The organism is Kineococcus gypseus (genome assembly GCF_050871305.1).
GTDB classification, from domain to species: domain Bacteria; phylum Actinomycetota; class Actinomycetes; order Actinomycetales; family Kineococcaceae; genus Kineococcus; species Kineococcus gypseus.
In genome coordinates this window covers 58,569-82,833 of the sequence record NZ_JBJLRD010000001.1, presented here as the reverse complement: position 1 = coordinate 82,833, position 24,265 = coordinate 58,569, and the positions used below count along the sequence as shown (strand labels likewise).

The window sequence follows — 24,265 nt, the reverse complement described above, 5'->3', positions numbered from 1 at the left end:
GCGCGGGCGGCCGCCGCGGGGGCGGGGACGCGGTCGGGAGGGGCCGGGGACGCTGGTACGGTGTTCCTGCTTGAGCCCCCGTAGCTCAGCGGATAGAGCATCGGCCTCCGGAGCCGTGTGCGCAGGTTCGAGTCCTGCCGGGGGCACCTCCCCCTCCAGCGCCCCCGCCGCTCAGCCCGGCGGGGTCAGCGCGTCCAGCTCCGCCAGCACGCCCGCGTCCAGCTCGACGTCGGCGGCGGCGAGGTTCTCCTCCAGGTGCGCCACGCTGCTCGTGCCGGGGATGGGCAGCAGGACCGGCGAGCGGTGCAGCAGCCACGCCAGCGCGAGCTGCGTGCGGCTGACGCCCGCGCGCGCGGCGAGCTCGCTGACGCGCTCGTCGGCGTCCACGCCGCTGCCGCTGCGCACCGGCGAGGCGCCCAGCGGGAAGAAGGGCAGGAACGGGATCCCCTCGCGCTCGCAGCGGGCCAGCAGGTCCTCGTGGGTGCGGTCCAGCACGCTGTAGGCGTTGGACACGCTGGCCACGGGGGTGCGCTCCAGCGCCGCGTCGAGCTGGGCGGCGTCGACGTTGGACAGGCCCACGCGCTGCACCAGGCCGTCGCGCACCAGCTCCAGCAGCGCGTCCAGCGCCTCGGTGAAGCCCACCCCGGAGCCCTCCAGCCAGCGCAGGTGCGCCACGGGCACGGTGTCCAGGCGCAGCAGGCGCAGGTCGCGCTCGGCGCCGGCGCGCAGCTCCTCCGGGCGCAGGGCCGGCACCCAGGAGGCGTCCGGCCCGCGCGCGCCGCCGAGCTTGGTGATCACCACCAGGTCCTCGGGGTAGGGGTGCAGCGCCTCGGCGAGCAGCTCGTCGGCCACGTCGGGGCCGTAGTACCAGGCGGTGTCGATGACCCGCACGCCCAGCTCGACGGCCCGGCGCAGCACCCGCTTGGCCTCCTCGGGGTCGGCGGGCGGCCCGAAGATGCGCGGCCCGGTCAGGCGCATGGTGCCGTAGCCCAGCCGCGGCACGCGGCGGTCGGCGACGACGAGGGACCCTGCTGCGGCGATCGGCACGCGGCCATGCTGCCCCGCGCCGGCGCGCCCCGCCCGGCGAGCGGGCCGCCGGGGCGGGCGCGCGCCGGGGCGGGTCCTCAGCGGGGGCCGGTGAGCGGCTGGGCGGGCTCGCGCCGCGCCTGGGCCGGCACCGCGGCGGCCAGGAAGCCGCACGTCGACTCGAAGTGCTCCGTGATCAGCAGCACGGGCAGCCCGCCGGCGGTGACGGTGTAGGTGCGCCGGCACGTGCCGTCGGCGGCGCTGACGCGGGTGTCGACGACCTCGCGGTAGGTCTCCAGGCGGTGCGCGCGCAGCAGGCGCCCGATCGTCTCCTCGCCGCGGGCGAGGTCCTCGCGGAAGCCGGGCGGCAGGGCGTCGGTGGAGACCAGCGTCTCGGCGCGCACGTAGCGGGTGCCGGTGCGCTCGCCGACGAGGTGGACGGTGCGCAGCTCCACCGCGGCTCCCGGCGGCAGCCGCAGGTGCGCGGCCTCGGCCGCCGGGACGGCGTGCCAGCGCTGCGCGGTGCGCCCCAGCACGATGCGCTCGCCCACGGCGTGGGCCAGGATCGCCGTGACGGTGCCGTCCGTGGTCATCACCATGCGGCCGACCGGGGTGAGCGGGGCGAGGGGGTCGTCCGGCGCGCCGGGGCGCTGCTGCTCGAGGTCCCGGGCGTCCACGAGGTCCTGCGGGGCGTGATCCATCCGGGGCCGTCCTCTCCGCGGTCCGCCGCGGGTGGCGGCGGGGGCGTCGCGGTCCAGTCTGGGCGGCCGGGGGCCGGCGCGGGCCCGGCGCCGGCCCCCGCGGCAGGGTGCCGCCAGGACCCGTCCCGTTCCCGTCAGCGCCGGCGGGCGCCCACCGGCAGGGGCGGGTCGAAGGTCTCCGGCAGCGCGCGCAGCGCCCGGTCCATGGCCGCCTCGCCGTCGAACTGGAAGCCCAGCTGGGTGGCGTAGGCGGCGCAGGCGGCGACCTTGGCGTCCAGCTCGGCCTCCTGCGGCCACCACGGCGACCCGGCGGGGGCCGCCGCGCCCGGGCGCAGCACGTACGGGGTGTCCGCCCACAGCGAGCACGGCAGGGCGCGCTCGCGCGCCAGGTCGAGCACGGCGTCGCGCACGTGCCGGTGGTCGACGTGGTCGCCGAGGGCCTGCGGGCCCAGCAGCAGGTCCACCGCGCCGCCGGGCGCCTCGTCCAGGACGGGGGCGAGCGCCTCGCGCACCCGCCGCGGCTGGTCCTCGTCGCCGGCGACGACGGGGCCGAAGAGGGCCGCGGCGCTGCCGTAGCCGCGGTGCGGGGCCTCGCGCAGCGGCAGGTGCCGCCCGCGCACGCCGAGGGCGGCCAGCGCGGCGTCGTCCTCGGCGCGGCGCAGCGCCATGTAGTCCACCTCCGGCGCCAGGCCCTTGTCGGTCTGGCAGGCCAGCGCGAACCCGCCGGGGTGCGGCACGCTCGCGGTGTAGACGGTGACCACCCGCACGTCCGCGCCGGCCGCGGCCAGCCCGGCCAGCAGCGCCCCGGCGGAGAAGGCGGCGTCGTCCAGGTGCGGGGAGACCGCCAGGACGCGCGCTCCGGCGCCCGCGGCGGGTGCGGCGCTCACAGCAGGTGCGGGGCGCGCAGGAAGCGGCACCCCCCGGCCGGCTCGGCCGGCTCCAGACCGCGCCCGGCGCTGGTGTGCCGGGCCCCGGCGGGCAGCGCCGTCCACGAGGTGTCCGGGGCGGTGCCGGCCAGGCGCTCGTACACGGCCTCCACGCGCGCGGTCAGCGCCGGCCAGGACCACACCGCGCGCACCTCGCCCAGCGCCTGCTGCGCCAGCTTCGGGCCCAGGCCGGGGTCCTCCAGCAGGCGGCGCAGCGCGGCGGTCAGGCCCGCGACGTCGCCGACGTCGTGCAGCAGGCCGTTCTCGCCGTCGCGCACGCAGTCCACGACGCCGACGGTGCGGGTGGTCACCACCGGCAGCCCGGCGGCCATCGCCTCCAGGATGGTGTTGGAGAAGCCCTCCGACTGCGTCGGGGAGACGAAGACGTCGCCCTCGCGGTACACCGAGGGCGCCTGCTCGTGGGGCACGTGGCCGCGCTGCTCCACGGCCCCGCCCAGGCCCAGCTCGGCGACCAGCTCGGCCACCGCGGTGACGTCCGGGCCGATGCCGGAGACGAGCAGGCGCACGTCGCGGCCCTCCGCGCGCAGCGCGGCCAGGGCGTGCAGCAGGTCCAGCACGCCCTTGCGCCGGTCCACCCTGCCGTGGAAGAGCAGCGTGACCGGGCGCTCGAGCGGCAGGGCGCCGACGGCGGTCTCGTCGGCGGGGGCGAAGGCCGCGGTGTCGGTGGCGCCGCCGACCAGGGTGAAGCGCGCCGGGTCGGTGCCGTGGTGCTCGACCACCTCGTCGGCGAAGGAGCGCGAGCCGATGAGCACGGCGCCGGCGCGGTCCAGCACGGTGCGGATGGCCGCGGAGTGCTCCGGGCAGCACAGGCCCACCCAGTGCCCGTCGCCGCCCTGCACGCTGACCACCGACGGCAGGCCCAGCAGCGCGGACGCCTGCAGCACCGCCTCGCCGGTGGGCCAGGCGTACTGGGCGTGCAGCAGGTCGAAGGGCTGCTCGGCGTGCAGGCGCAGCACCGCCTCGCGCATCGCGGCGACGTCGGCGGCGAAGTCGGCGGGCAGGCCCTCGGCGACGCGCTGCTCGCCCAGCGCCTCCAGCCCGACCGCGCGCACCCCGGCGGGCACGCGGTCGGCCGGCGGCGGGCCGCCGCCGTAGACGGCGCTGCCGGCGGGGTCGCCGCGGAACTGCGAGACGAGGACCACCTCGTGCCCGCGCGCGGTCAGCTCCGCCAGGAGCTTCTCGGCGTACACGCTCATGCCCGAGACCGCCGGCCAGTAGCGGCGGCTGACGAAGCAGACCCTCACGCCCCCCACCCCCGCGCACGGGCGACGGCGGCGGCGTGCAGGGCCGGCTCGCGGTACAGCGGGTACAGCTCGCCGAGCACGCGGTCGACCGCGGCGCGGTCCAGCCAGGCCGGCCCGCCCAGGCGCTCGCGGGCGGCGTCGCTCAGGTGCACGGGCGCGGCGGTCGCCGGCACGCCGGGCTCGCCCGGCGCGCCCAGGCCGACGAGGCCGTGCAGGCCGGTGCGCCCGTCGCCGCGGGCCAGCAGGTCGGCCACCCCGCGCTCGCCGACGCGGCCGTAGCTCATGGTCTCCACCTCCAGGCCGGGCACGACGACGCGTGCGACGGACACCCCCGAGCCGGGCCGGGAGCAGTCGAGCAGCAGCACGTCGAAGCCCTGCTCGCGCAGCAGGGCCACCAGGTGCTCGGCCAGCGCCTCCTGCTCGTCGGCACCGGCGGGCGCGGACCAGGTGGGCAGGGAGTCGAAGCGCACGCGGGAGCGCTCGGCGAGCACGACGGGCTCGAGCAGGGCGCGCAGCTGCCCGGCTTCCATGGCCAGCCAGCGCAGCATCCCGCGCAGCGCCCGCTCCTCCTGCCCGGCCGGGTCGGCGGCGTAGCGCTCCAGGTAGCCGGGCGGGCTGATGGCCGCCACGGCCTCCAGCGAGCCGTGGGTGAACGCCTTGCGCGAGCGGGCGGCGGCGAACTCCAGCACCGCCTTGCGCAGCGCGACCTCGCGGTCGGGGTGCGCGGCCTCGCCGGCGGCGGTGACCACCACCGGCTGCAGGGGGTCGTCGTCGGCGCCGACGACGGTGACGTTGACGATCCCCCACCGGTCGTTGGCGAGCTTGGGCACCACGCGCACGCCCTGCCCGCGCAACCTCGCCAGCGCCTCGCGGGTGGCGCCGTCGCGCACCTGCTCGTCGCCGGGGCCGAGGCCGATCACGACGCCGGTGTCCATCGCCCGGAAGCGGGTGCCGTTGCCGTCGCGCTGGAGCAGCTCGCCGATACCGTGGGCGAGGGCGCGGTGCAGGGTGTCGCCGGCGCCCAGGCCGTTGCCGTGGCGCGTCACCAGGTGCGGCAGGTCGTCGACCATCCCGGGCGGCAGCTCGTCGGCGTCGCGCAGCACCACGTCGGCCGGTGCCCACACGCGCTCGCCGGTGCCCCAGCGCTGCAGGGGCAGCCAGTTCAGCACCGCTCCCGGCGACCAGGGCGCACCGGCGTCCAGGCACAGCACCGGCGGGTCCAGCACGGCGTCGGCGCCGAACTCGTCGACCAGCTCGGCGCGCGTGCCGCGGCGGTGCTCCAGGGCGGCGACCGCCTCGCGCAGCAGGCCCAGCTCGGCGGACTCGCCCCAGCTGGAGCGGCGCGCGTCGGCGTCGGTGGCGCCGTAGCCGTGCCCGGCGGCCGGAGAACCCCCGCTCCCCACGGCGGCGATCGTCCACCACGACGGCACGCCGACGGTGTCGAGCAGGTACGTGGGGAACTCGTAGCGGTCCCGCCGCCCCAGCACGTCGCGGAACCTGGCGGTGGCGGGGTGCTCGGCCGCGGCGTCGACGGGGTGCTCGACGACGAGCGGGTGGGAGGTGGCGGCGCTCACGCGAGCACCGCCGCGGCCGGGGCGAGCACGTCCATCGGCACCGGCGCCGCCGACGGCGGGTTCGCGAGCATGTGGTCCACCAGGGCCACCACGTGCCGGGTCGTGACGCCGGTGGCGAACTCGAACGGGCTGAAGACCGTCTCGAACTCCAGGGAACCCAGGACCTCGCGCGTGCGCCGCAGCTCCGCGCGCGAGAGCGGGATCTGCGCGTGGAACGCCTTGTGGGCGCTGAGGGCGGCGGCGCTGCCGTCGGGGTTCAGGTCGATCTTCAGCGAGTCGCCGCAGAAGAGCAGCCCGCGGCCGGCGTCGTGCAGCACGCCGTGCCCGGGGAAGTGCCCGCCGGTGCGGTGCATCGCGATGCCGGGGGCCAGCTCCAGGTGCTCGTCGGCCGGGTACGTGACGCGGAACGCCTTGGTCCACACCAGGTCCTCGACGCCGACGGCCACGACGGGCGGGTCCAGCTCGTCCTGCAGCTGCCACAGCCCGCCGAAGCCGTGCACGTGGCTGGAGGCCAGCACGGCCAGGCCCCCGCGGCGGCGCAGCTCGGCCAGCGCGTCGGCGGAGTACCAGGGCGCGGCCTCGAAACCCAACAGCCCGCCGGGGGTCTGCAGCACCCACCCGTGCGAGCCCAGCCCCACGACGGGGTCGCACCAGAACTCGGTGACGCCGGGCACCGCCTCGCGCCAGGAGGTGCGCACCAGGGCGTCGACCTCCGGCGCGGTGCGGAAGGAGAAACCCTCCTCGGGCAGCTCGTTGCGCACGTCCGCGCACACCGGGCACAGCGGCGGCGGGGTGCGCGCGAACCAGCGCTGCCAGTGCCCGCAGTTCGTGCAGGAGTACGCCTGGTGGCTGCGGTGCGCGCGGGTGGGCAGCGGGGCGAGCTCGCCGGCGCGCACGCCGCGCAGCTCGTGGGAGTCGTCGGGGCCGGTCATCTCTCAGGCCTCCTGCGCGGTGAGGGCGGGGTCGGGGCGGGAGCCGGGGACCCCGGCACCGAGGGCGTCGTGCAGCAGGTGCAGCAGGCGCAGGTCGCGCGCGAGCGGGTACGGCCAGCCGGCCGGGTCGGCCAGGGCCTCCTCGACGGCGCGCACCTGCGCGGCGAACGGCGAGGTGGCCGTGTCGAACGCCACGGGCGAGGACTCCCCCGTGGTGGCGTCGATCAGCTCCAGCGCACCGCCGGCGGTCTGGCCCATGGTGTCCGTGGCCACGAGCTGGGCGCGGGTGCCCACCAGTTCCAGGCGCCGCCGCGGCAGGGTCTCCACGGTGTTGAAGGAGTTCGCGATGCTGACGAGCACGCCGGAGCCGGTGCTGCCGACGAGGACGGAACCGTCGTCGACGGCGTAGTCGTGCACCCGGTGCTGCAGGAGGGTGGTGGCGCGCTCGACGTCCTCGCCGAGCAGCGCGCCGACCAGGTCCAGGCCGTGCGGGGCGAGGTCGACGTACGCGCCGCCGCCGGCGCGCACCGGGTCCACCCGCCAGTTGTCGCCGGTGGTGCTGCCCGGCGGCGCCCACCCCGGCGGCAGCCAGCAGCCGTAGACGATGCGCACGTTCGTCACGGTGCCCAGCGCGCCGTCCGCGACGAGCTCGGCGGCGCGCCGGTGCGCGGGGTGGAAGCGCTGGTCGAACGCGGTGGCGGCCAGCACCCCGGCGCGCTCGCAGGCGGCCACGAGCGCGGCGGCGTCGTCCAGCGAGGCCGCCAGGGGCTTCTCGCACAGCACGGCCAGGCCCGCGCCGGCCGCCGCGGCGGCCACCTCGCGGTGGGCGTGGTTGGGGGTGGCGACGTAGGCCACCTGCGCGCCGGGGGTGCGGAACGCGGCGTCGAGGTCGTCGTGGGCCACCGCGCCGGGGAAGCGCTGCGCCAGGGCGCGCGCGGCGGCGAGGTCGCGGTCCACCACGGCGACCACGCGGCTGGTCCGCGAGGCGGCCAGCGCGGGCGCCATGTGGTCGCGCGCCACCCAGCCGGCACCGGCGACCACCCACCCGGTGGTGCCGCTCGCGCCGGTGGCGTCGTCGCCGTCGTCTCGTGCGTCGTTCGTCACGGTTCTCCGTCGTCTCGGGGAGGGGCCCGCGGCGTGCGGGCCGGGGCGGTTCAGCGCACGGGGATGCCGGCGGCGGCGAGGACGCCGAGCTGGAACTCCTGCACGGGTCCGGGGTGGACGATGTCGAGGTCGTCCAGCGCCTGCGCGGCGGTGAAGCCGGCGGCGCGGGCGTGGTGGTGCACCTGCAGGACGCGGTCGAGCACGTCGGCGGTGTTGAACACCCGGCCGATCGGCGTGCCGGTGCCCTCGCGCTGCGGCAGCAGCTCGCGCAGGCGCTGCGCGAGCGCGCCGGGCAGCTGCGCCAGGGAGCGCTCCTCCAGCGCCGCCAGGACCGTCAGGTAGTGCTCGCCCAGCAGCACCTCCCCGCCGAAGCCCGCGTCGGGCAGGTCGCCGTTGGGCAGGTGGTGCGCCAGCGCGACGAGGAACGCCTCGCCGCGGCCGACGCCGTGGCGCGGGGCCACCAGGGCCGAGTAGGCGGCGGTGACGAAGCAGTGGTCGCCGTGGCTCTCGGGCGGCTCGACCACCACGCGCGGGCGCACCGGGTGCGTCGCGCCGGCGCGCGGCTGGGCCACCAGGGCGTGCACGAACGGCGGCGCCGGCGGCAGCGCGTCCTCGTCGGGCGCCTCCACCTCCAGCGCGTCGCGCAGGTCGGCGAGCTCGCCCAGGCCGCCCCCGGCGGTGGAGGTCACGGCGTCGAAGGCGCGCCGCAGCACCTCCAGGCGCTGCGCGCGGGTCAGGCCCGCCAGGGCCAGGACGCCGGCGTCCACGCCGGCCAGGCGCGCGGCCGCCAGCGCGTGCGCGGTCTCGCGCCGGGCCAGGCGCTCCACGGCGGCCGGGGAGGGGTCGGCCAGCACGGCGCGCCAGGAGCGCACGAACGCGCGGTCGGCCAGGGAGCCGGGCCCGCGCGCGTCCCGCAGGCGCTTGAGGTCGCCCAGCTCGCGGTACGCCTGCAGCGAGGACGGGGGCACGACGGGGGTGTCGGGCGCTTCCGCGGCGGCGCTCGGCATCGGGTGCGGCACGGCGCCACCCTGCCCGCGCGCGCCGCGCCGCGCACGCCGAAGGCCCGTGAGCACGATCACGCCCGCGGGCGCCGGCGCCCGGGGCGCGCGCACCGGGCGTTCCTGCGACGCTGCGGGACAGCCACCCCCACAGGACGAGGAGCCCCGGGTGCCCCCCACCACCACCGGCGCGTCGAGGACGCGCCTGGCCTACAACGCCAACGGCATGCGCTCCGTCGCGCTGGACGAGGCCGTGCGCGTGCTGGCCGACGCCGGCTACGACGGCGTGGAGCTGTCCCTGAACGCCCAGCACGTGGACCCGTGGGCGTTCTCGCCCGCGGACGCCGAGCGCCTGCAGCGCGCGCTGGACGCCACCGGGCTGCTCGCGTGCAGCCTGGCCACCGGCGACCCGCACCTGCTGGGCGAGCGGGCCTTCGAGCCGGCGATGGTCGACCCCGACCCCGCCGCGCGCGAGCGGCGCCTGGACCTGCTGCGCCGCGGGGTGCGCCTGGGCGTGCGCCTGGGCGTGCCGCTGGTGGTCTTCTCCACCGGCACCCGCAGCCCCGGCACGCCGGCGGCCGAGGCGGACCGCTGGGTCGACGAGGGCGTCGCGGACCTGCTGGACGCCCTGCACGCGGAGCTGGACGCGCAGGGCCTGCCGCGCGGCAGCACCGTGCTGGCCGTCGAGCCCGAGCCGGGGTTCCACTGCGCCACCAACGCCGACGTGGCGCGGCTGCTGGAGCGCACCGGCAGCGGGGACCTGTGGCTGAGCCAGGACCTCGGGCACACCGTCGTGGTCGAGGACGACCCGATCGCCTCGCTGGCCCGGCACCTGCCGGTGACCCGCCACCTGCAGGTGGAGGACATCGCGGACCGGGTGCACGCGCACCTGGTGCCCGGCGACGGCGACGTCGACTTCGCCGCGGTCGGCCACGCCCTGGGCACCGGCGGCCTGGACGGCTGGATCAGCGTGGAGCTGTACGACCACGACCCGGTGCACCGCGAGGCCGCCCGGCGCAGCCGCGAGCACCTGCTGCGGTTCCTGCCCGCGCTGTCGGGCACCGGCCAGTCCACCGGCAGGACCACCGGCGAGGGGGCCGGCGCGCGGCGCTGAGCGGAGCCCGTCAGCGCGCCGGCGCGGACAGCCCGTCCGCGCCGACGCGCACCCCGAAGACGTGCCGCAGCGCGCGGCGCGCCGCGTGCACCCCGGCCATGCCGTGCACCCCGGCCGACGGCGCCGCGGCCGCCGAGCACAGGTACGTGGGCACCGGCAGCGGCACCCGGTACGGGTCCCAGCGCGGCACCGGCCGGAAGAGCAGCTGCCACGGGGTGACGGCGCCGCCGGAGACGTCCCCGCGCACGAGGTTGGGGTTCTGCTCCTCCAGCTGCGCCGCCGTGACCGTGCGCCGGGCGAGCACGCGGTCGCCGAAGCCGGGGGCGAAGCGCTCCACCTGCGCCTGCACCGCGTCGCCGACGTCGACGGTGGAGCCCAGCGGCACGTGCGCGTACGTCCACAGCACCTGGGCGCCGTCCGGGGCGCGCCCGGGGTCCAGCACGGAGGGCTGCGAGAGCAGCACGTAGGGGCGCTCGGCGTGCCGGCCGGCGGCGACCTCGCGCTCGGCGGCGACGACCTGCGCGCGCGTGCCGCCCACGTGCACGGTGCCGGCGCGCTCCAGGCCGGGCGCCGCCCAGGGCACCGGCCCGTCCAGGGCGAAGTGCACCGGGGCCGCCGCGGCGCGGTGGCGCCAGCGGCGCAGCCACGCCGCGTACCCGGCGGGCAGGCGGTCCCCGGCCAGGCGCAGCAGCCCGCGCGGCACCACGTCCAGCAGCACCGCGCGCGCCGGGGGCAGCTCGCGCAGGTCGGTGACCTCCACGCCGGTGCGCACGGCCCCGCCCAGGCGGCGCACCTCGGCGACCAGGGCGTCGGAGATCGCCTGCGAGCCGCCGCGCGGCACCGGCCAGCCCACCGCGTGCGCCAGGGTGGCCAGCAGCAGCCCCGCCCCGGCCGGGCCGGGCGCGCGCGGCGGGGCGAGGGCGTGCGCGGCCACCCCGGTCAGCAGCGCGGGCGCTTCCTCGGTGCGGAAGCGCACCCCCCACGCCGGCCCGCCCTGCTCGAGCACCGCCGCGCCCAGCCGCGCGGCCGCCGCCGGTGCACCGGGGGTGGCCGGCGCGCTGCGCAGGTCGCCCAGGGCCAGGGCCACGACGTCGCGCCAGCGCTGCACCAGCGGGCCCAGCAGGGCGCGCCAGGCGCGCCCGTCGGCGCCCAGGCCGGCGGCGGTGGCGTCGAGGTCGCGCAGCGCCAGCGCGGCGCGGCCGCCGTCGAGGGGCTGGGCGTAGGCGACCTGCGGCTGCAGCAGCTCCACGCCGTGCGCGGGCAGGTCGAAGGCGCGGAAGAACGGCGAGGCCAGCGCCATCGGGTGCACCGCCGAGCCCAGGTCGTGCAGGAAGCCGGGCAGCGTCAGCTCCGCGGTGCGCGCGCCGCCGCCCGCGGTGGGGTTGCGCTCGAGCACCTCCACGCGCAGGCCCGCGCGCGCGAGCACGACGGCGGCGGCCAGCCCGTTGGGGCCGGCGCCGACCACCACGGCGTCCAGGACGGGGTTCACGGCTCGACCCTGGCACCTGCGCGCCCGCGGGGCGCGGGCGGCCCGCGGGGCGCGGGCGGGCAGGATGGCGCCGTGGAGGTGCGCGACGCGGTGGCGATGGCCGAGCGGCTGCTGGCCGAGCACGGCCTGACGGGGTGGACGGTGGTGCTGGACCGGGCGCGCACGCGCGCCGGGGTGTGCCGCGAGGACCGCCGCCAGATCGGGCTGAGCGCGCCGCTGACGCGGCTGCACCCGCCGGCGGAGGTGCGCGACACCGTCCTGCACGAGATCGCCCACGCCCTGGTGGGCACCCGCCACGGCCACGACGCGGTCTGGCGGGCGACCGCGCGGTGCATCGGCTGCTCGGCCACGCGCACCACGTCGGCGCCGCGGCCGCCGGGGCGCTGGCGCGGGGTGTGCCCGGCCGGGCACGCCGTCACGCGCCACCGGCGCCCGGCGCGGGTGGTCACGTGCGGGGCGTGCGCGCGCGGCTTCTCCCCCGAGCACGTGCTGACCTGGCACCTGGACGGGCGCGAGGTCCCCGCCGAGGGGATGGGCGAGCGCTACCGCGCCGAGCACCGCGCGCTGCGCGAGGGGCGGCTGGGCGCGCCCGCGCCCGGCGGGGTCGCGGGCGGGGGCGCGAGCGGCGGGGCGGGGCCGGCACCGGTGCTGCCGGTGGGCGCGGCGGTGCGCCTGCGCGGCTCGGGCCGGTACGCGGGGCTGACCGGCCGGGTGCTGCGCCGGGCCCGCACCCGCTACCACGTGCAGACCGCGGTGGGCGTGCTGACCGCCCCGTTCGCGGCGGTCGAGCCGCTGCGCGGGCCGGGCGCCTGACGGGCGGCCGGGACCGCGGCGGGCGCGGAGGGGTCTCGGCGCCCGCGGTTAGCGCGGCAGGTGCGCCTCGACGGCCGCCACGAGCGCGGGGTCGTCGGGGGTGGTGCGCGGGCGGAACCGGGCGACGACCTCGCCGCCGGGGGCGAGCAGGAACTTCTCGAAGTTCCACTCCACGTCCCCGGCGCGGCCGTCGGCGTCGGCCGCGGCGGTCAGCCGCTCGTACAGCGGCAGCCGGCCGGGGCCGTTGACCTCGGCCTTGGCGGTCATCGGGAACGTCGTGCCCCAGGTGGCCGAGCAGTACTCGGCGATCTCCTGCTCGGTGCCCGGTTCCTGGCCGGCGAACTGGTTGCAGGGCACGCCGAGCACCGAGAAGCCGCGCGCGGAGTACCGCCGGTGCAGCGCCTCCAGCGCCTCGTACTGCGGGGTCATCCCGCAGCGGGAGGCGACGTTGACGACGAGGACGGCGCGCCCGTCCAGGAGGGCGGGGTCCAGCGGCCCGCCGTCCAGGGCGGTCAGGGGCGGCACGGGGGCGGGGGAGGCGGGCTCGCTCACCCGCGGACCGTACCCGCCGCGCGGGCGGGCGGCACCCGGCGGGCGGTGCCCGTCACGGCCGGCACAGCAGCTCGCCGTGCGTCATGGACGTCCAGCCGTCCTCCTCCGCCGCCCAGGAGCGCCACGCCCGCGCGGCCCGCGCCACGTCGTCCGCGCTGAACCCGTTGCGGCGCAGGCGGTCGGACAGCGGTGGGTTCTCGGTGCGCTCGGCCCAGGTGCCGCCCCACCAGGCGCGGTCGGCGGGGGTGGCGAACACCCACGCCGACGCGGAGGGCACGACCTCGGAGAACCCCGCCGCGCGCGCCCACGCGAGCAGGCGCGAGCCGGCGTCGGGTTCGCCGCCGCCGGCGGCGCGCGCGGCGGCGCGGTAGCCGTCCAGCCACTCGCGCAGCCCCGGGGGGCGGGGTGGGAGCTCACGGTGGAGAAGTCGGCCTCGCGCACGGCGACGGTCCCGCCCGGGCGGCACACCCGGCGCATCTCGCGCAGGGCGGCGACGGGGTCGGGCAGGTGCTGCAGCACCTGGTGGGCGTGCACGACGTCGAACCCGCCGTCGGCGAAGGGCAGCGCGCACGCGTCGGCGACGGCCAGCTCGACGTGCACGCCGCGCTCGGCGGCCGCGGCGCGCGCGGCGTCGAGGACCTCGGCGGAGGCGTCGACGCCGACGACGCGGCCGGGGGCCACGTGCGCGGCCAGGTCGGCGGTCAGGGTGCCGACGCCGCAGCCGACGTCGAGCAGGGAGGTCCCGGGCGCCAGCCGGGGCAGCAGGTGGGTGGCGGAGTTGGCGACGGTGCGCCGGCCGTGCGAGCGGCGCACGGCGGCGCCGTACCCGTGCACGTACCCGGGGTCGGGGTGCGGTCCCGCGGAGGTGGTCACGCGGGCGAGCCTCGTGGCCGCACCGGCGGATCGTCCAGAGGTTGAGACGGCCGTCTCGGGGTGTGGGACGGACCTCAGCGGCCGGCGAGGACCTCGCGCACGGCCTCGCGGGCGGCGCGGGAGGCGCCGACGGTGGAGGCGGAGGGCCCGTAGCCCACCAGGTGCAGGCGCGGCTCGCGCACCGCGCGGGTGCCCTCGACGAGGATCCCGCCGCCGGGCTCGCGCAGGTGCAGCGGGCGCAGGTGGTCCAGCACGGGCCGGAAGCCGGTGGCCCACAGGATCGCGTCGGCGCGCTGCTCGGAGCCGTCGGCCCAGCGCACCCGGTGCGCCAGGACCTGCGCGAACGGCGGGCGGCGGTTCAGCACCCCCGCCGCGCGCAGCGCCGCCACCTCCGGGGTGAGCACCAGCCCGGTGGCCGAGACGACGCTGCCGGGCGGGCGGCCGGCCGCGACCCGCTCGGCCACCCGCGCCACCGCCTCCCGCCGGGCCCGCAGGTCCAGGCCGCCGTCGGCGTCGGGTTCGCGGAACACCGGCTCCCGGCGCGTCACCCAGGTCGTGGTGGCGACGCCGCTGAGCTCCTCCAGGTGCTGCACGGCGGAGATGCCGCCGCCGACGACCACGACGTGCTGCCCGGTGAACTCCTGCGGGCCCCGGTAGCCGGCGGTGTGCAGCTGGCGCCCGCGGAACGAGGCCGCGCCCGGGTAGTGCGGCACGAACGGCCGGCGCCAGGTGCCGGTGGCGCTGACGACGGAGCGCGCGGCCCAGCTGGCCGCGTCGGTGACCACCAGCAGCCGGGGCCCGGCCGCGCGCACCTCGCGCACCCGCACCGGGCGCCGCACGGGCCGGCCCAGCAGCTCCTCGTAGGCGGCGAAGTACGCCGGGACCACCTCGGCGGCCGGCGCCGAGGGGGGCACCGGCCCCAGCGCCTCGCGCATCGACAGCCCCGGCAGGTCGTGCACGCCGTTGACGCGCTGCATCGTCAGCGTCGGCCAGCGGTGCCGCCACGCGCCGCCGGGGGCGTCCTCGGCGTCCAGGACGACGTAGCCGCGCCCGGGCCGCAGGCCGCCGCGGGCCAGGTGGTGGGCGGTGGCCAGCCCGCCCTGCCCGGCGCCGACCACGACGACGTCCACCGCCGTCAGGGCGGGGCTCACCACGCGCCCACCGCGACCACCGCCGCCCTCCGCGCCACAGCCCGTGATCGTAGGCGGGCGCGGCGCCGCCGCGCGCGGCGGCGGGCGAGCCTCAGCGCGGGCGCTCGCGCCGCGCGGCCGCGCTCGTGCGCGCCGTCGGCTCGGCGGCCAGCGGGTCCTGCGGCCACGGGTGCTTGGGGTAGCGGCCGCGGTTCTCCGCCCGCACGGCCGCATACGCGCCGCGCCAGAAGGACTCCAGGTCGGCGGTGACGGCCAGCGGGCGCCCGGCCGGGGAGAGCAGGTGCACCACGACGGGCACGCGGCCGCCGGCCACCCGCGGGGAGGTGCGCCAGCCGAAGGCCTCCTGCAGCTTCAGCGAGAGCACCGGTGCGGCCGGGTCGGCGTAGTCCAGCGCCACCCGCCGGCCGCTGGGCACCTCCACGGACTCCGGGGCCAGCTCGTCCAGGCGGGCGGCCACCGGCCACGGCAGGGCCCGGCGCAGCGCCGCGGCGACGTCCACGCGCTGCAGGTCCGCGCGCGAGCGCACCCGCGCCAGCTCCGGTCCCAGCCACTCGCCCAGCGCGCCGGTCAGCGCCTCGTCGCCCCAGTCCGGCCACGGCTCCCCCAGCGCCGCGCGGCAGCAGGCCACCCGCCGGCGCAGCGAGCGCGCCGCCGCGCTCCAGCGCAGCACCTGCAGGCCCTCGCGGCGCAGCCCCTCGGCCACCGCGGCGGCCACCGCGGCGCCGGGCGGGTCGCTCAGCGCCCGCGCGGACAGCTCCAGCTCCCCCAGCCGCTCCACGCGCCGGGCCACGACGTCGCCGTCGCGCCAGACGACCTCGTCGACCACCTCGGCGGCGACGACGACGCGGGCCAGGTCCGCGTCCAGCGGCGCGGCGGCGCGCACCCGCGCCGAGGCCCGCCCGGGGGCGCGGTCGGCGACGGCGACCGCCAGCCACGGCCGGGCGGCCAGCGCCGAGCCCGGCGCCGCCTCGTAGCGGGTGCCGCCCACCGACGCCCAGCTCGCGCCGCGGCGGTGGGCCACGCGCTCGGGGAAGGCCAGGGCGGCCACCAGCCCGGCGGCCAGGTCGTCGGGCAGATCCCCGGGTGGGGCGGTCTCGCCCGCGGGCAGGGCCGCGCGCAGGCGGCGCACCTCCCGCCGCCACTGCGGCGCGGCCGGCAGCCGGCCGGCGCGCGCGTCGCGCCAGGTGGCGACGAGGTCGTCGTCGCGCCCGCGCACGTCCTCCGAGAGCAGGGCCACCACCTCGGCGGCGCGCTCGGCGCCCACCCGCGGCGCGCCGTCGAGCAGGGCGCGGGCCAGGCGCGGGTGCGCGCCGACGGCGGCGGCGGCGCGCCCGGCGGCGGTGACCCTGCCGTCGGCGCCCAGGGCGCCCAGCCGCCGCAGCAGCGCGCGGGCGGCGGCCAGCGGACCGGCCGGCGGGGCGTCCAGCAGCGGCAGGTCCGCCACGTCGCCCCAGCACGCGGCCACCAGCGCGAAGGGGGCCAGGTCGCCGGTGGCGATCTCCGGGGGCGCCTCGGGGACCAGCAGGGCGTGCTCGGCGGCGGACCAGGCCCGCAGCACCGTGCCGGGGCCCTCACGCCCGGCGCGCCCGGCGCGCTGCTCGGCACCGGCGCGCGAGACCCGCACGGTGTCCAGCCCGGAGAGCCCGCGGGCGTGGTCCACGCGCGGCACCCGGGCCAGGCCCGCGTCGACGACGACGCGCACCCCGGGCACCGTCAGGCTGGACTCGGCCACGGCGGTGGCCAGCACCACCCGCCGGCGCGGGCCCGGGCGCAGCGCCTCGTCCTGCTCGCGGGCGGTGCGCGAGCCGGTGAGCACGGCCACGTCCAGCCCCGGCAGGTCCAGCCGCCGCTGCACGGCGGCGACCTCCCCGGCGCCGGGCAGGAAGACGAGCACGTCGCCGTCGAGTCCGTCGACGGCGGTGCGCACCAGGGAGGCGACGTGGTCCAGCAGCGCCGGGTCCACCCGCAGGCCCTCCGGGGGGCGCACCGGGCGCGGCGGCGGGCACCAGCGCAGCTCGACGGGGTGCACCGGCGCGGTCGCGCTCACCACCGGGGCCGGGGCGCCCGGCCCGTCGCCGAGCAGGGCGGCCAGCCGCGGCGCCGACAGCGTGGCCGAGGCGGCCACCAGCCGCAGGTCCTCGCGCAGCAGGCGGCGCGCCTGCACGCACATCGCCAGCGCCAGGTCCAGCTCCAGCTGGCGCTCGTGGACCTCGTCGAGCAGGACGGCCGAGACCCCCGGCAGGTCCTCCGCGGCCAGCAGCCGGCGCAGCAGCAGACCGGTGGTCAGGACCTCCACGCGCGTGCCCGGGCCGGTGCGGCGCTCCCCGCGCACCGCGTAGCCGACGGTGGCGCCGACCTCCTCGCCCAGCAGCGCGGCCATCCGGGCGGCGGCGGCGCGGGCGGCCACCCGGCGCGGCTCGGCCACCAGCACCCGCCCGGGAAGGGCGCCGGCCAGCGCCAGCGGGACCAGCGTCGTCTTGCCGGTGCCCGGCGGCGCCTGCAGGACCGCGGCGCCGGCCCCGTCGAGGGCGTCGAGCAGCTCGGGCACGACCGCGCCGACGGGCAGGGCGTCGAGCAGTCCGGGCGGCAGCACGGGGGACGTCCTGCGCCGCCGCCCGGGGAGCCGGCTCAGGCGGCGGGCGCCCCGCCGCGGCCGCGGCCACCGCGGCGACGGCGGCGCGGGGCACCCGCACCGGCACCCGCACCGGCGGCGGGCGCGGCCGCGGCGGCCGCGCGCGGCTGCTGGCGCGGCTGGCGCGGCGCGCGCTGCGGCTGGGCGGGGGCGGTGGGCACCGGGGAGCTCTCCGGGTCCACCCACGCCGCGCGCTCGCCGACGAGGCGGTCGAGCAGGGCGGTGCCCGCGGGGGCGCTGGTCCAGGTCGGGGAGATGCCCGCCTGGCGGGCCAGCGTGCGCACGTCGCCGCGCTGGTCGGGGGTGGCGACGGTGACGACGACGCCCTCGGCGCCGGCGCGGGCGGTGCGCCCGGAGCGGTGCAGGTAGGCCTTGTGCTCCGTGGGCGGGTCCACGTGCACCACCAGGGAGACGTCGTCGACGTGGATGCCGCGCGCGGCGATGTCGGTGGCCACCAGCACGCGCACCGAGCCGTCGGAGAACGCGCCGAGGTTGCGCTCGCGGGCGTTCTGGCTGAGGTTGCCGTGCAGGTCCACGGCCGGGGTGCCGCCCGCGGTCAGCTGCTTGGCCAGCTTCTTGGCCGCGTGCTTGGTGCGGGTGAACAGCACGGTGCGCCCGCGGCCGGAGGCCAGCTCGCGCACCAGCGCGGCCTTGCCGTCGGCGGGGACCTCCAGCACGTGGTGCTCCATCGTGGAGACCGGCGCCACGGCCGGGTCCACCGAGTGCGTCACCGGCTGCGAGAGGTAGCGCTTGACGAGCACGTCCACGCCGTTGTCGAGCGTGGCGGAGAAGAGCAGGCGCTGCCCGCCGGCGGGGGTGGCGTCCAGCAGGCGCTTGACGCCGGGCAGGAAGCCGAGGTCGGCCATGTGGTCGGCCTCGTCCAGGACGGTGACCTCCACCGCGTCCAGGCGGCAGTGGCCCTGGCGGATGAGGTCCTCCAGCCGGCCCGGGCAGGCGATGAGCACGTCGACGCCCTCGCGCAGGGCGGCCACCTGCGGGTTCTGCCCCACGCCGCCGAAGACGACGGCGGTGCGCAGGCCCGCGGCGCGGGCCAGCGGGGTGACGGTGGCGGAGACCTGGTTGGCCAGCTCGCGCGTGGGCACCAGGACCAGCCCGCGCGGGCGGGTGCTGCGCCGGGCGGTGCCCGAGGCGGCCAGGCGCGCCACCAGGGGCAGCGCGAAGGCGATGGTCTTGCCGCTGCCGGTGCGGCCGCGGCCGAGCACGTCGCGCCCGGCCAGGGAGTCGGGCAGCGTGGCCGACTGGATGGGGAACGGCGCGCTGACGCCGTCGGCGGCCAGGACCCGCACGAGCTCGGCGGGCACGCCGAGCTCGGCGAAGGAGCGGGTGTCGGCGGCGCGCTCGGGCGCGGGGGCCGCCGGCACGGCCGGGGCCGGGGCCTGCGCGGCGCGCTGCGGCGCGGCGGCGTCGGTGCGCGGGGCGGGCACGCCGCCGCCGCGGGCGCGGCGGCGCGGGGCGCGCTGGCCGGTGGTCTCGGGCGTGCGGGAGCCGCTAGGCGCGGAGGGGTTCACAGGTGCCTCTCGGACGACGGGGGTGGCCGTGGTGCCCGACCGCTCCCGCTGCGGTGCCCGGGGCGCCGCGCGAGGGACCTGCGCGCCACGGGCGGACCTGGGGCCCGCCGGTGCGCTGAACACTCGACCGCGGGCGCGCCGACGGCGCCCCCGCTGCATCCAGCGTAACCGGCCGCGGGGGCCGGCTGTTCCCCACCCGCCCGGCGCGCCGCCGCGCACCGCCCGGGAGTGGCCCACGTCACGTGCCCGCCGGCCGCCGGGGAGGTGCGCACCCGTTCGCCCCGACGTGAAGACAGGCTAACCTCACTTCTCGTGGCACCCGCGACGACCCCGCCCGCGGCCGCGGTCGCCGGTGGCGCCGCGGCCCGGCCCCGCGCCGGCCGCGGTCCGCGCGCCACCGCCCTCGTGCTGGCCCTGGCGCTGCTGGCCGCCGCGGTGGTCGCCAGCCTGGCCGTCGGCACCCGGGCGGTCCCCCTGGGCACGGTGGTGCAGGCCCTGGCCGGCGCCGACGGCTCCCAGGACGCGCTGGTGGTGCGCGAGCTGCGCGTGCCGCGCACCCTGCTGGGCCTGGCCGTCGGCTCCGCCCTCGGCCTGTCCGGCGCCCTCATGCAGGCGCTGACGCGCAACCCGCTGGCCGACCCCGGCCTGCTGGGCGTGACCTCCGGCGCGGCGGCCGCGATGGTCACCGGCGTGGGCGTGCTGGGCCTGACCTCGCGCCTGGGCCTGGTGTGGGCCTCGATGGCCGGGGCGGCGGCGGCCTCCGCGGTGGTCTACGTCCTGGGCTCCGCCGGTCGCGGCGGCGCCACCCCGGTGCGCCTGGCGCTGGCCGGCACCGCCGTCAGCGTCGCCCTGACCTCCACGACCACCGCGCAGGTGCTGCTGGACCAGCGCACCTTCGACCGCTTCCGCTTCTGGCAGGTCGGCTCCCTGGCCGGGCAGGACCTCGACGCCCTGGTGCAGGTGCTGCCCTTCTTCGCCGTCGGCACCGTCCTGGGGCTGGCGCAGGCGCGCCCGCTGAACGCGCTGGCCCTGGGCGTGGACCCCGGGCGGGCGCTGGGCGTGCGCGTGGGGCGCACCCGGCTGCTGACCGCCCTGGCGGTGACCCTGCTGTGCGGGGCGGCCACCGCCACCGCCGGGCCGATCTGGTTCGTGGGGCTGGCCGTGCCGCACGCCGTGCGCGCCCTGACCGGCCCGGACCAGCGCTGGGTGCTGTCCCTGTCCGTCGTCCTGTCGCCGGCGCTGCTGCTGCTGAGCGACGTCCTCGGCCGGGTCGTCGCGCGCCCCGGGGAGCTGGAGGTCAGCATCGTGACCGCGCTGCTGGGAGCACCCGTGCTCATCGCCCTGGTCCGCCGGCGCCGGGTGGCGCAGCTGTGAGCGCGCACGCCCCCTCGCGCCCCGCCGCGCCGCCGCTGCCCGCCCCGGCGCGCCCCGTCGCCGCCCGCGCGCGCCGCGGGCGCACCGTGCGCCTGGGGCGCGGCGGGGCGCTGAGCGCGCGCGTGGACGGGCGCAGCGCCGCGGTGTGCGCGGTGCTCGCCGCGCTCGTGGTGCTGGTGGGCGCCGTGAGCCTGGGCACCGGCGACTACCCGCTGAGCGTGCCGGAGGTGCTGCGCACGCTGGCCGGGCGCGGCGAGCGCGGCGCCGAGTTCATCGTGCTGGGCCTGCGGCTGCCGCGCCTGGTCACCGGCCTGCTCGTGGGCGTCGCGCTGGGCGTGGCCGGCGCCGTCTTCCAGCTCGTCACGCGCAACCCGCTGGGCAGCCCGGACGTCATCGGCTTCACCCAGGGCGCCGTCACCGGCGCGCTGGTCGTCCTGCTCGTGCTCGGCGGCGCGGGGGCGGCGGTGCCCGCCGGCGCGGTGCTCGGCGGGTGCGCCACCGCCCTGGCGGTGCACCTGCTCGCCCGCGGCGGCGGGGCGGCCGGCCACCGGCTCGTCCTCGTCGGCATCGGCCTGACGGCGGTGCTGCAGGCGGCCAACAACTACCTGCTCACCCGCGCCGACGTGGACCGGGCGCAGGCGGCGCAGGTGTGGATCACCGGCAGCCTCAACGGCCGCGGCTGGGAGCAGGCCCTGCCCCTGGGCGCCGGCCTGGCGCTGCTGCTGCCGGTGGCGCTGGTGCTCAGCCGCCCGCTGGGGCTGCTGGAGCTGGGCGACGACACCGCCCGCGCGCTGGGCGTGCGGGTGGGGCCGGTGCGCACGGGGGTGCTCGCGGTCGGCGTGGTCGTCACCGCGCTGGCGGCGATGGCCGCCGGCCCGGTCGCCTTCGTCGCCCTGGCGGCCCCCCAGGTGGCCCGCCGGCTGACCCGCGCCGCCGGCCCGGGCCTGGTGGCCGCCGGGCTGACCGGGGCGCTGGTCGTCGCGGTCAGCGACCTCGTCGCCCAGCGCGCCTTCGCCCCCACCCAGCTGCCCGTGGGCGTCGTCACCGGCGCCGTCGGCGGCCTGTACCTGGCCCACCTGCTGGCGTCGCAGTGGCGCCGCGGGCGCGGCTGAGCACCCCCGCGCCCCCCGCGCCCCCGACACCCGACCCCGGAGAGGACGGCCGAGCAGTGGCCCTCAAGCGCGCCCGCACCCGCACCGCGGCCCCCGGCGCCGGCGGCAACCGGCTGCGCGGCGAGGACCTGACCCTCGCCTACGGCGAGCGCACCATCGCCTCGGGCCTGGACGTGGAGGTGCCCGACGGCTCCTTCACGGTCGTCATCGGGCCCAACGCCTGCGGCAAGTCCACCCTGCTGCGCGCGCTGGCGCGGATGCTGGCGCCCGAGCGCGGCCACGTCTACCTGGACGGCTCGGTCATCCAGACGCTGCCGTCCAAGGAGGTCGCCCGCCGCCTGGGCCTGCTGCCGCAGTCGGCCACGGCGCCCGACGGCATCAGCGTCGCCGACCTCGTCGCGCGCGGGCGCTTCCCGCACCAGGGGCTGCTGCGGCAGTGGACGCTCGAGGACGAGCGCGCCGTGGACGCCGCCATGGCCGCCACCGGGGTGCTGGAGCTGGCCGAGCGCGGCGTGGACGAGCTGTCCGGCGGGCAGCGCCAGCGCGTGTGGATCGCCATGGCGCTGGCGCAGGAGACGCCGCTGCTGCTGCTGGACGAGCCGACGACCTACCTCGACATCGCCCACCAGGTCGAGGTGCTGGACCTGTGCGCGCAGCTGCACGAGGAGCGGGGCCGCACCCTCGTGGCGGTGCTGCACGACCTCAACCACGCCTGCCGCTACGCCACGCACCTCATCGCCCTGCGCGAGGGCCGGGTGGTCGCCGAGGGCGAGCCGGCCTCGATCGTCACCGCCGACCTCGTCGAGGAGGTCTTCGGGCTGCCGTGCGTGGTGGTGCCCGACCCCGAGACGGGCACGCCGCTGGTGGTGCCGCGGGCGCGGCGGCGCGGGGCCGCGCCCGCCCGGCCCGCCGCGCTGCCGTGAGCCCCGCCCCGAGCCCCGCCCCGGGCGCTGCCGCCCCGCGACGCCGGGGCGGGCGCCGCGACGGGCAGTAGCGTGGGGCACGTGCCCGCCGCCCCACCCCCTCCCGGTCCGCGCCGCGGCAAGCGCCTGGGGCTCGTGGTGCACCCCACGCGCGACGTGCTGGCGCAGGCGTCCCTGGTGCTGGACTGGGCCCGCGCGCACGGCGGCGAGGTCGCGGTCCTGCGCGCGGACGCGGCCCGGTTCGGCGAGCGCGGCGGGGACGTGGTGCTGGACGAGGAGGAGTTCGCCGCCACGGTCGACGCCGTCGTCAGCCTCGGCGGCGACGGCACGATGCTCGGGGCGCTGCGCCTGCTCGTCGGGCGCGGCGTGCCGGTGCTGGGCGTCAACCTCGGCCACCTGGGCTTCCTGGTGGAGCTGGAGCCGCGCGAGCTGCCCGGGGCGCTGGAGCGCATCACGGCCGGCGACTTCACCGTCGAGCCGCACCTGTGCCTGCGGCTGAGCGCCCCGGGCCGCGAGGCGGTCGCCTTCAACGACGTGGCGCTGGCGCGCACGCCGGGGCGCGGGGCGGTCGTCGCCGCCCTGTCCGTCGCCGGGCAGCGCATCGGCTACCTGCGCTGCGACGCGGTGGTGCTGGCCACCCCCACCGGCTCGACCGCCTACAGCTACGCCGCCGGCGGCCCGGTGGTCTCCCCCGGCGCCGACGCCCTCGTCGTCACGCCCGTGGCGCCGATGTCCGGCATCGCGCGGCCCATCGTGCTGGGCGTGGACGAGCCGGTGCGCCTGGAGCTGCTGGAGTCCTCCGGCGCGCCGGTGCTGGAGCTGGACGGCGTGGCCTCCGGCGAGCTGCCCGTCGGCTCCGCCGTGGAGGTCAGCGTCCAGCGCGACGCCGGGCACGTCATCCGGCTGGACCCCAGCGGCCACGGCCGCCGCTCGCGGGTGAAGCTGAGCCTGCTGGACCTGCCGCTGCTGCCCGACGAGATGCTGGAGCTGGTGCCGCACGGGGTGCGCCGCCCGGAGCAGCCGCGCCAGGAGGACCCGCACCCGCCGCGGCGCGGCTGAGCGCCCCGCCGCGTCCTCAGGAGCCGGTGGCGCCCGAGGACCCCGAGCCGCCGCCCGCCGTGCTCGTGCCGACCGCGGCGCCGACCGCGTCCACCGCGGCGTCCTGCGGGGCGGCGAGCGGGTCCGCGGCCGCGGCACCCGTCCCGTCGGCCGCGGCCGCCGTGTCCGCGCCGGTGGCCGCGTCCGCGTCGCCGGACGGGCTCGCGGGCGCGTCGCTCCCCGAGCCGCTGCCCGAGCCGTCCCCGCTCGGCGTGGCGGTGGCCGTGGCGGTGCCGCGGGCCGTGGGCGCCTGCGCCGGCTCGCTCGCCGGGGGGCCCGAGCGCGTCGGGCCGGCCGTGGGAGCGCCGCCGGGCGCGGCGTCGCCGCTCGCCGTGGGGGTGGAGGTAGGGGTGGCCGTGGCGCCGGGCGCGTCCGTGGGCTGCGCGGAGGGGGACCGCTCCGACGCCGGGGTGCTGGGCGCCTCGGTCAGCGTGCCGCCGAGGATGCCGGTGCTCACCGGGTCGTCGCGGTCCACGCCCTGCCGCTCGGCGGCCACGCTGCGCCCGCCCAGGGACTCGTAGGCGGCGATGCCGCCGACGGAGAGCACGAACGCGGACACCCCCAGCAGCACGGCGTGCAGCAGGCGCCCGCGCCGGGCGCGCTGCGGCGCCGGCGGGAGCGGCGCCGGCTCACCGCCCCGCTGCCCGGCGGGCACCGGCGGGTCCGCGCGCTCGGGGTGCTCGTCCTGCTCGGCGGGCACCGGGGAGGGCTCGTGGCGGCGCCCGCGCGCGCGGCGGGCGGCCTCGGCCAGCCGCTCGCGGCTGGTGTCCAGGTAGTGGTTGTAGACCGCCGCGGCCGTGGAGGCGACCACGCTGCCGACCGCGGCGCCCACGAGGGTGCTCACCGGGCCCAGGCTCCGCAGCCCGGCGATCAGGACCGCCGACGTGACGGCCGCCAGGGCGCCGCCGGCGATCTGGACCCAGTTGATGGTCAGGGTGCTGCGCTCGGACGTCTGCTCGCTCATGCCGCCGCCCATCGTCCCACCCGCGCGGCGGCGCCCGCGCCGCCGGGGCGCCGGGGCGCGGGGAGGGCTCGTGGAGCTCCCGTGCGCACCGCCGCGCGCCGCGGTGGCCGCCCGC

At 79.7% G+C, this 24,265-nt stretch carries 20 protein-coding genes, 1 tRNA gene and 1 pseudogene; 7 read left to right on the top strand and 15 right to left on the bottom strand.

Features of this window, described 5'->3' with window-relative positions:
* The first annotated feature begins 74 nt into the window (after positions 1-74).
* Positions 75-146, top strand: a tRNA-Arg gene (locus ACRYMN_RS00400).
* A 25-nt stretch (positions 147-171) separates the two neighbouring features.
* On the opposite strand, the gene ACRYMN_RS00395 is transcribed toward ACRYMN_RS00400, so the two are convergent.
* The 8 genes from ACRYMN_RS00395 to ACRYMN_RS00360 form a co-directional block, all read right to left on the bottom strand.
* Positions 172-1,047, bottom strand: a complete 876-nt coding sequence (locus ACRYMN_RS00395; protein ID WP_432490855.1) for an aldo/keto reductase — start codon at positions 1,045-1,047, stop codon at positions 172-174.
* 77 nt (positions 1,048-1,124) lie between these two features.
* On the bottom strand, positions 1,125-1,727 hold the full coding sequence (locus tag ACRYMN_RS00390; RefSeq protein WP_432490854.1) for a chorismate--pyruvate lyase family protein: 603 nt from the start codon (positions 1,725-1,727) through the stop codon (positions 1,125-1,127).
* 134 nt (positions 1,728-1,861) lie between these two features.
* Positions 1,862-2,614: a PIG-L family deacetylase gene (locus tag ACRYMN_RS00385; protein ID WP_432490853.1), complete on the bottom strand. Its 753-nt coding sequence runs from the start codon at positions 2,612-2,614 to the stop codon at positions 1,862-1,864.
* Entirely contained in the window at positions 2,611-3,918 is a 1,308-nt protein-coding gene (locus tag ACRYMN_RS00380) for a glycosyltransferase family 4 protein (RefSeq protein WP_432490852.1), read from the bottom strand. Before ACRYMN_RS00380 ends, ACRYMN_RS00385 begins: the two co-directional genes overlap by 4 nt.
* Positions 3,915-5,492, bottom strand: coding sequence for a YcaO-like family protein (locus tag ACRYMN_RS00375; RefSeq protein ID WP_432490851.1), 1,578 nt, complete (start codon positions 5,490-5,492; stop codon positions 3,915-3,917). The genes ACRYMN_RS00380 and ACRYMN_RS00375 overlap by 4 nt, the downstream gene beginning before the upstream one ends.
* Positions 5,489-6,424, bottom strand: coding sequence for an MBL fold metallo-hydrolase (locus ACRYMN_RS00370; RefSeq protein ID WP_432490850.1), 936 nt, complete (start codon positions 6,422-6,424; stop codon positions 5,489-5,491). The genes ACRYMN_RS00375 and ACRYMN_RS00370 overlap by 4 nt, the downstream gene beginning before the upstream one ends.
* Positions 6,425-6,427: 3 nt before the next feature.
* Positions 6,428-7,528, bottom strand: coding sequence for a Gfo/Idh/MocA family protein (locus ACRYMN_RS00365; protein ID WP_432490849.1), 1,101 nt, complete (start codon positions 7,526-7,528; stop codon positions 6,428-6,430).
* A 50-nt stretch (positions 7,529-7,578) separates the two neighbouring features.
* A complete protein-coding gene (locus ACRYMN_RS00360; RefSeq protein WP_432490848.1) occupies positions 7,579-8,547 on the bottom strand; it encodes an HD domain-containing protein in 969 nt (322 codons plus the stop codon).
* A 148-nt stretch (positions 8,548-8,695) separates the two neighbouring features.
* On the opposite strand from ACRYMN_RS00360, the gene ACRYMN_RS00355 reads away from it, so the two are divergent.
* Positions 8,696-9,640, top strand: a complete 945-nt coding sequence (locus tag ACRYMN_RS00355; protein WP_432490847.1) for a sugar phosphate isomerase/epimerase family protein — start codon at positions 8,696-8,698, stop codon at positions 9,638-9,640.
* 10 nt (positions 9,641-9,650) lie between these two features.
* On the opposite strand, the gene ACRYMN_RS00350 is transcribed toward ACRYMN_RS00355, so the two are convergent.
* Positions 9,651-11,129: a phytoene desaturase family protein gene (locus ACRYMN_RS00350; protein WP_432490846.1), complete on the bottom strand. Its 1,479-nt coding sequence runs from the start codon at positions 11,127-11,129 to the stop codon at positions 9,651-9,653.
* Between the two features lie 72 nt (positions 11,130-11,201).
* On the opposite strand from ACRYMN_RS00350, the gene ACRYMN_RS00345 reads away from it, so the two are divergent.
* A complete protein-coding gene (locus tag ACRYMN_RS00345) occupies positions 11,202-11,942 on the top strand; it encodes a SprT-like domain-containing protein (protein ID WP_432490845.1) in 741 nt (246 codons plus the stop codon).
* A 48-nt stretch (positions 11,943-11,990) separates the two neighbouring features.
* On the opposite strand, the gene ACRYMN_RS00340 is transcribed toward ACRYMN_RS00345, so the two are convergent.
* From ACRYMN_RS00340 to ACRYMN_RS00320, 5 genes and pseudogenes are all read right to left on the bottom strand, one after another.
* Positions 11,991-12,494: a glutathione peroxidase gene (locus ACRYMN_RS00340; protein WP_432490844.1), complete on the bottom strand. Its 504-nt coding sequence runs from the start codon at positions 12,492-12,494 to the stop codon at positions 11,991-11,993.
* A 52-nt stretch (positions 12,495-12,546) separates the two neighbouring features.
* Positions 12,547-13,367: pseudogene (locus tag ACRYMN_RS00335) on the bottom strand (class I SAM-dependent methyltransferase).
* Between the two features lie 74 nt (positions 13,368-13,441).
* Positions 13,442-14,521: an NAD(P)-binding domain-containing protein gene (locus ACRYMN_RS00330; RefSeq protein WP_432490843.1), complete on the bottom strand. Its 1,080-nt coding sequence runs from the start codon at positions 14,519-14,521 to the stop codon at positions 13,442-13,444.
* A gap of 88 nt (positions 14,522-14,609) precedes the next feature.
* A complete protein-coding gene (gene hrpB / locus ACRYMN_RS00325; protein ID WP_432490842.1) occupies positions 14,610-17,111 on the bottom strand; it encodes an ATP-dependent helicase HrpB in 2,502 nt (833 codons plus the stop codon).
* Positions 17,112-17,146: 35 nt separating this feature from the next.
* Positions 17,147-18,679 (bottom strand): DEAD/DEAH box helicase, encoded by a 1,533-nt coding sequence (locus tag ACRYMN_RS00320; RefSeq protein ID WP_432490841.1) that lies wholly within the window; start codon positions 18,677-18,679, stop codon positions 17,147-17,149.
* 312 nt (positions 18,680-18,991) lie between these two features.
* On the opposite strand from ACRYMN_RS00320, the gene ACRYMN_RS00315 reads away from it, so the two are divergent.
* The 4 genes from ACRYMN_RS00315 to ACRYMN_RS00300 all read left to right on the top strand — a co-directional run bounded on the left by ACRYMN_RS00315 (position 18,992) and on the right by ACRYMN_RS00300 (position 23,147).
* A complete protein-coding gene (locus ACRYMN_RS00315; protein WP_432490840.1) occupies positions 18,992-20,053 on the top strand; it encodes a FecCD family ABC transporter permease in 1,062 nt (353 codons plus the stop codon).
* Positions 20,050-21,165, top strand: a complete 1,116-nt coding sequence (locus ACRYMN_RS00310) for a FecCD family ABC transporter permease (protein WP_432490839.1) — start codon at positions 20,050-20,052, stop codon at positions 21,163-21,165. The genes ACRYMN_RS00315 and ACRYMN_RS00310 overlap by 4 nt, the downstream gene beginning before the upstream one ends.
* A gap of 56 nt (positions 21,166-21,221) precedes the next feature.
* Positions 21,222-22,088 carry an ABC transporter ATP-binding protein gene (locus ACRYMN_RS00305; RefSeq protein ID WP_432490838.1) on the top strand — a complete coding sequence of 289 codons (867 nt, stop codon included), beginning with the start codon at positions 21,222-21,224 and terminating at the stop codon, positions 22,086-22,088.
* A gap of 81 nt (positions 22,089-22,169) precedes the next feature.
* Positions 22,170-23,147, top strand: a complete 978-nt coding sequence (locus ACRYMN_RS00300) for an NAD(+)/NADH kinase (RefSeq protein ID WP_432490837.1) — start codon at positions 22,170-22,172, stop codon at positions 23,145-23,147.
* A 16-nt stretch (positions 23,148-23,163) separates the two neighbouring features.
* Here ACRYMN_RS00300 and ACRYMN_RS00295 read toward each other — a convergent pair whose 3' ends face one another.
* Entirely contained in the window at positions 23,164-24,150 is a 987-nt protein-coding gene (locus ACRYMN_RS00295; protein ID WP_432490836.1) for a hypothetical protein, read from the bottom strand.
* Positions 24,151-24,265 lie beyond the last annotated feature (115 nt).

What these genes read in the sequence shown, in the direction of transcription:
- ACRYMN_RS00390 (WP_432490854.1), bottom strand. Translation starts at nt 1,727, where the DNA reads ATGGATCACGCCCCGCAGGACCTCGTGGACGCCCGGGACCTCGAGCAG.
- ACRYMN_RS00370 (WP_432490850.1), bottom strand. Translation starts at nt 6,424, where the DNA reads ATGACCGGCCCCGACGACTCCCACGAGCTGCGCGGCGTGCGCGCCGGC.
- ACRYMN_RS00295 (WP_432490836.1), bottom strand. Translation starts at nt 24,150, where the DNA reads ATGAGCGAGCAGACGTCCGAGCGCAGCACCCTGACCATCAACTGGGTC.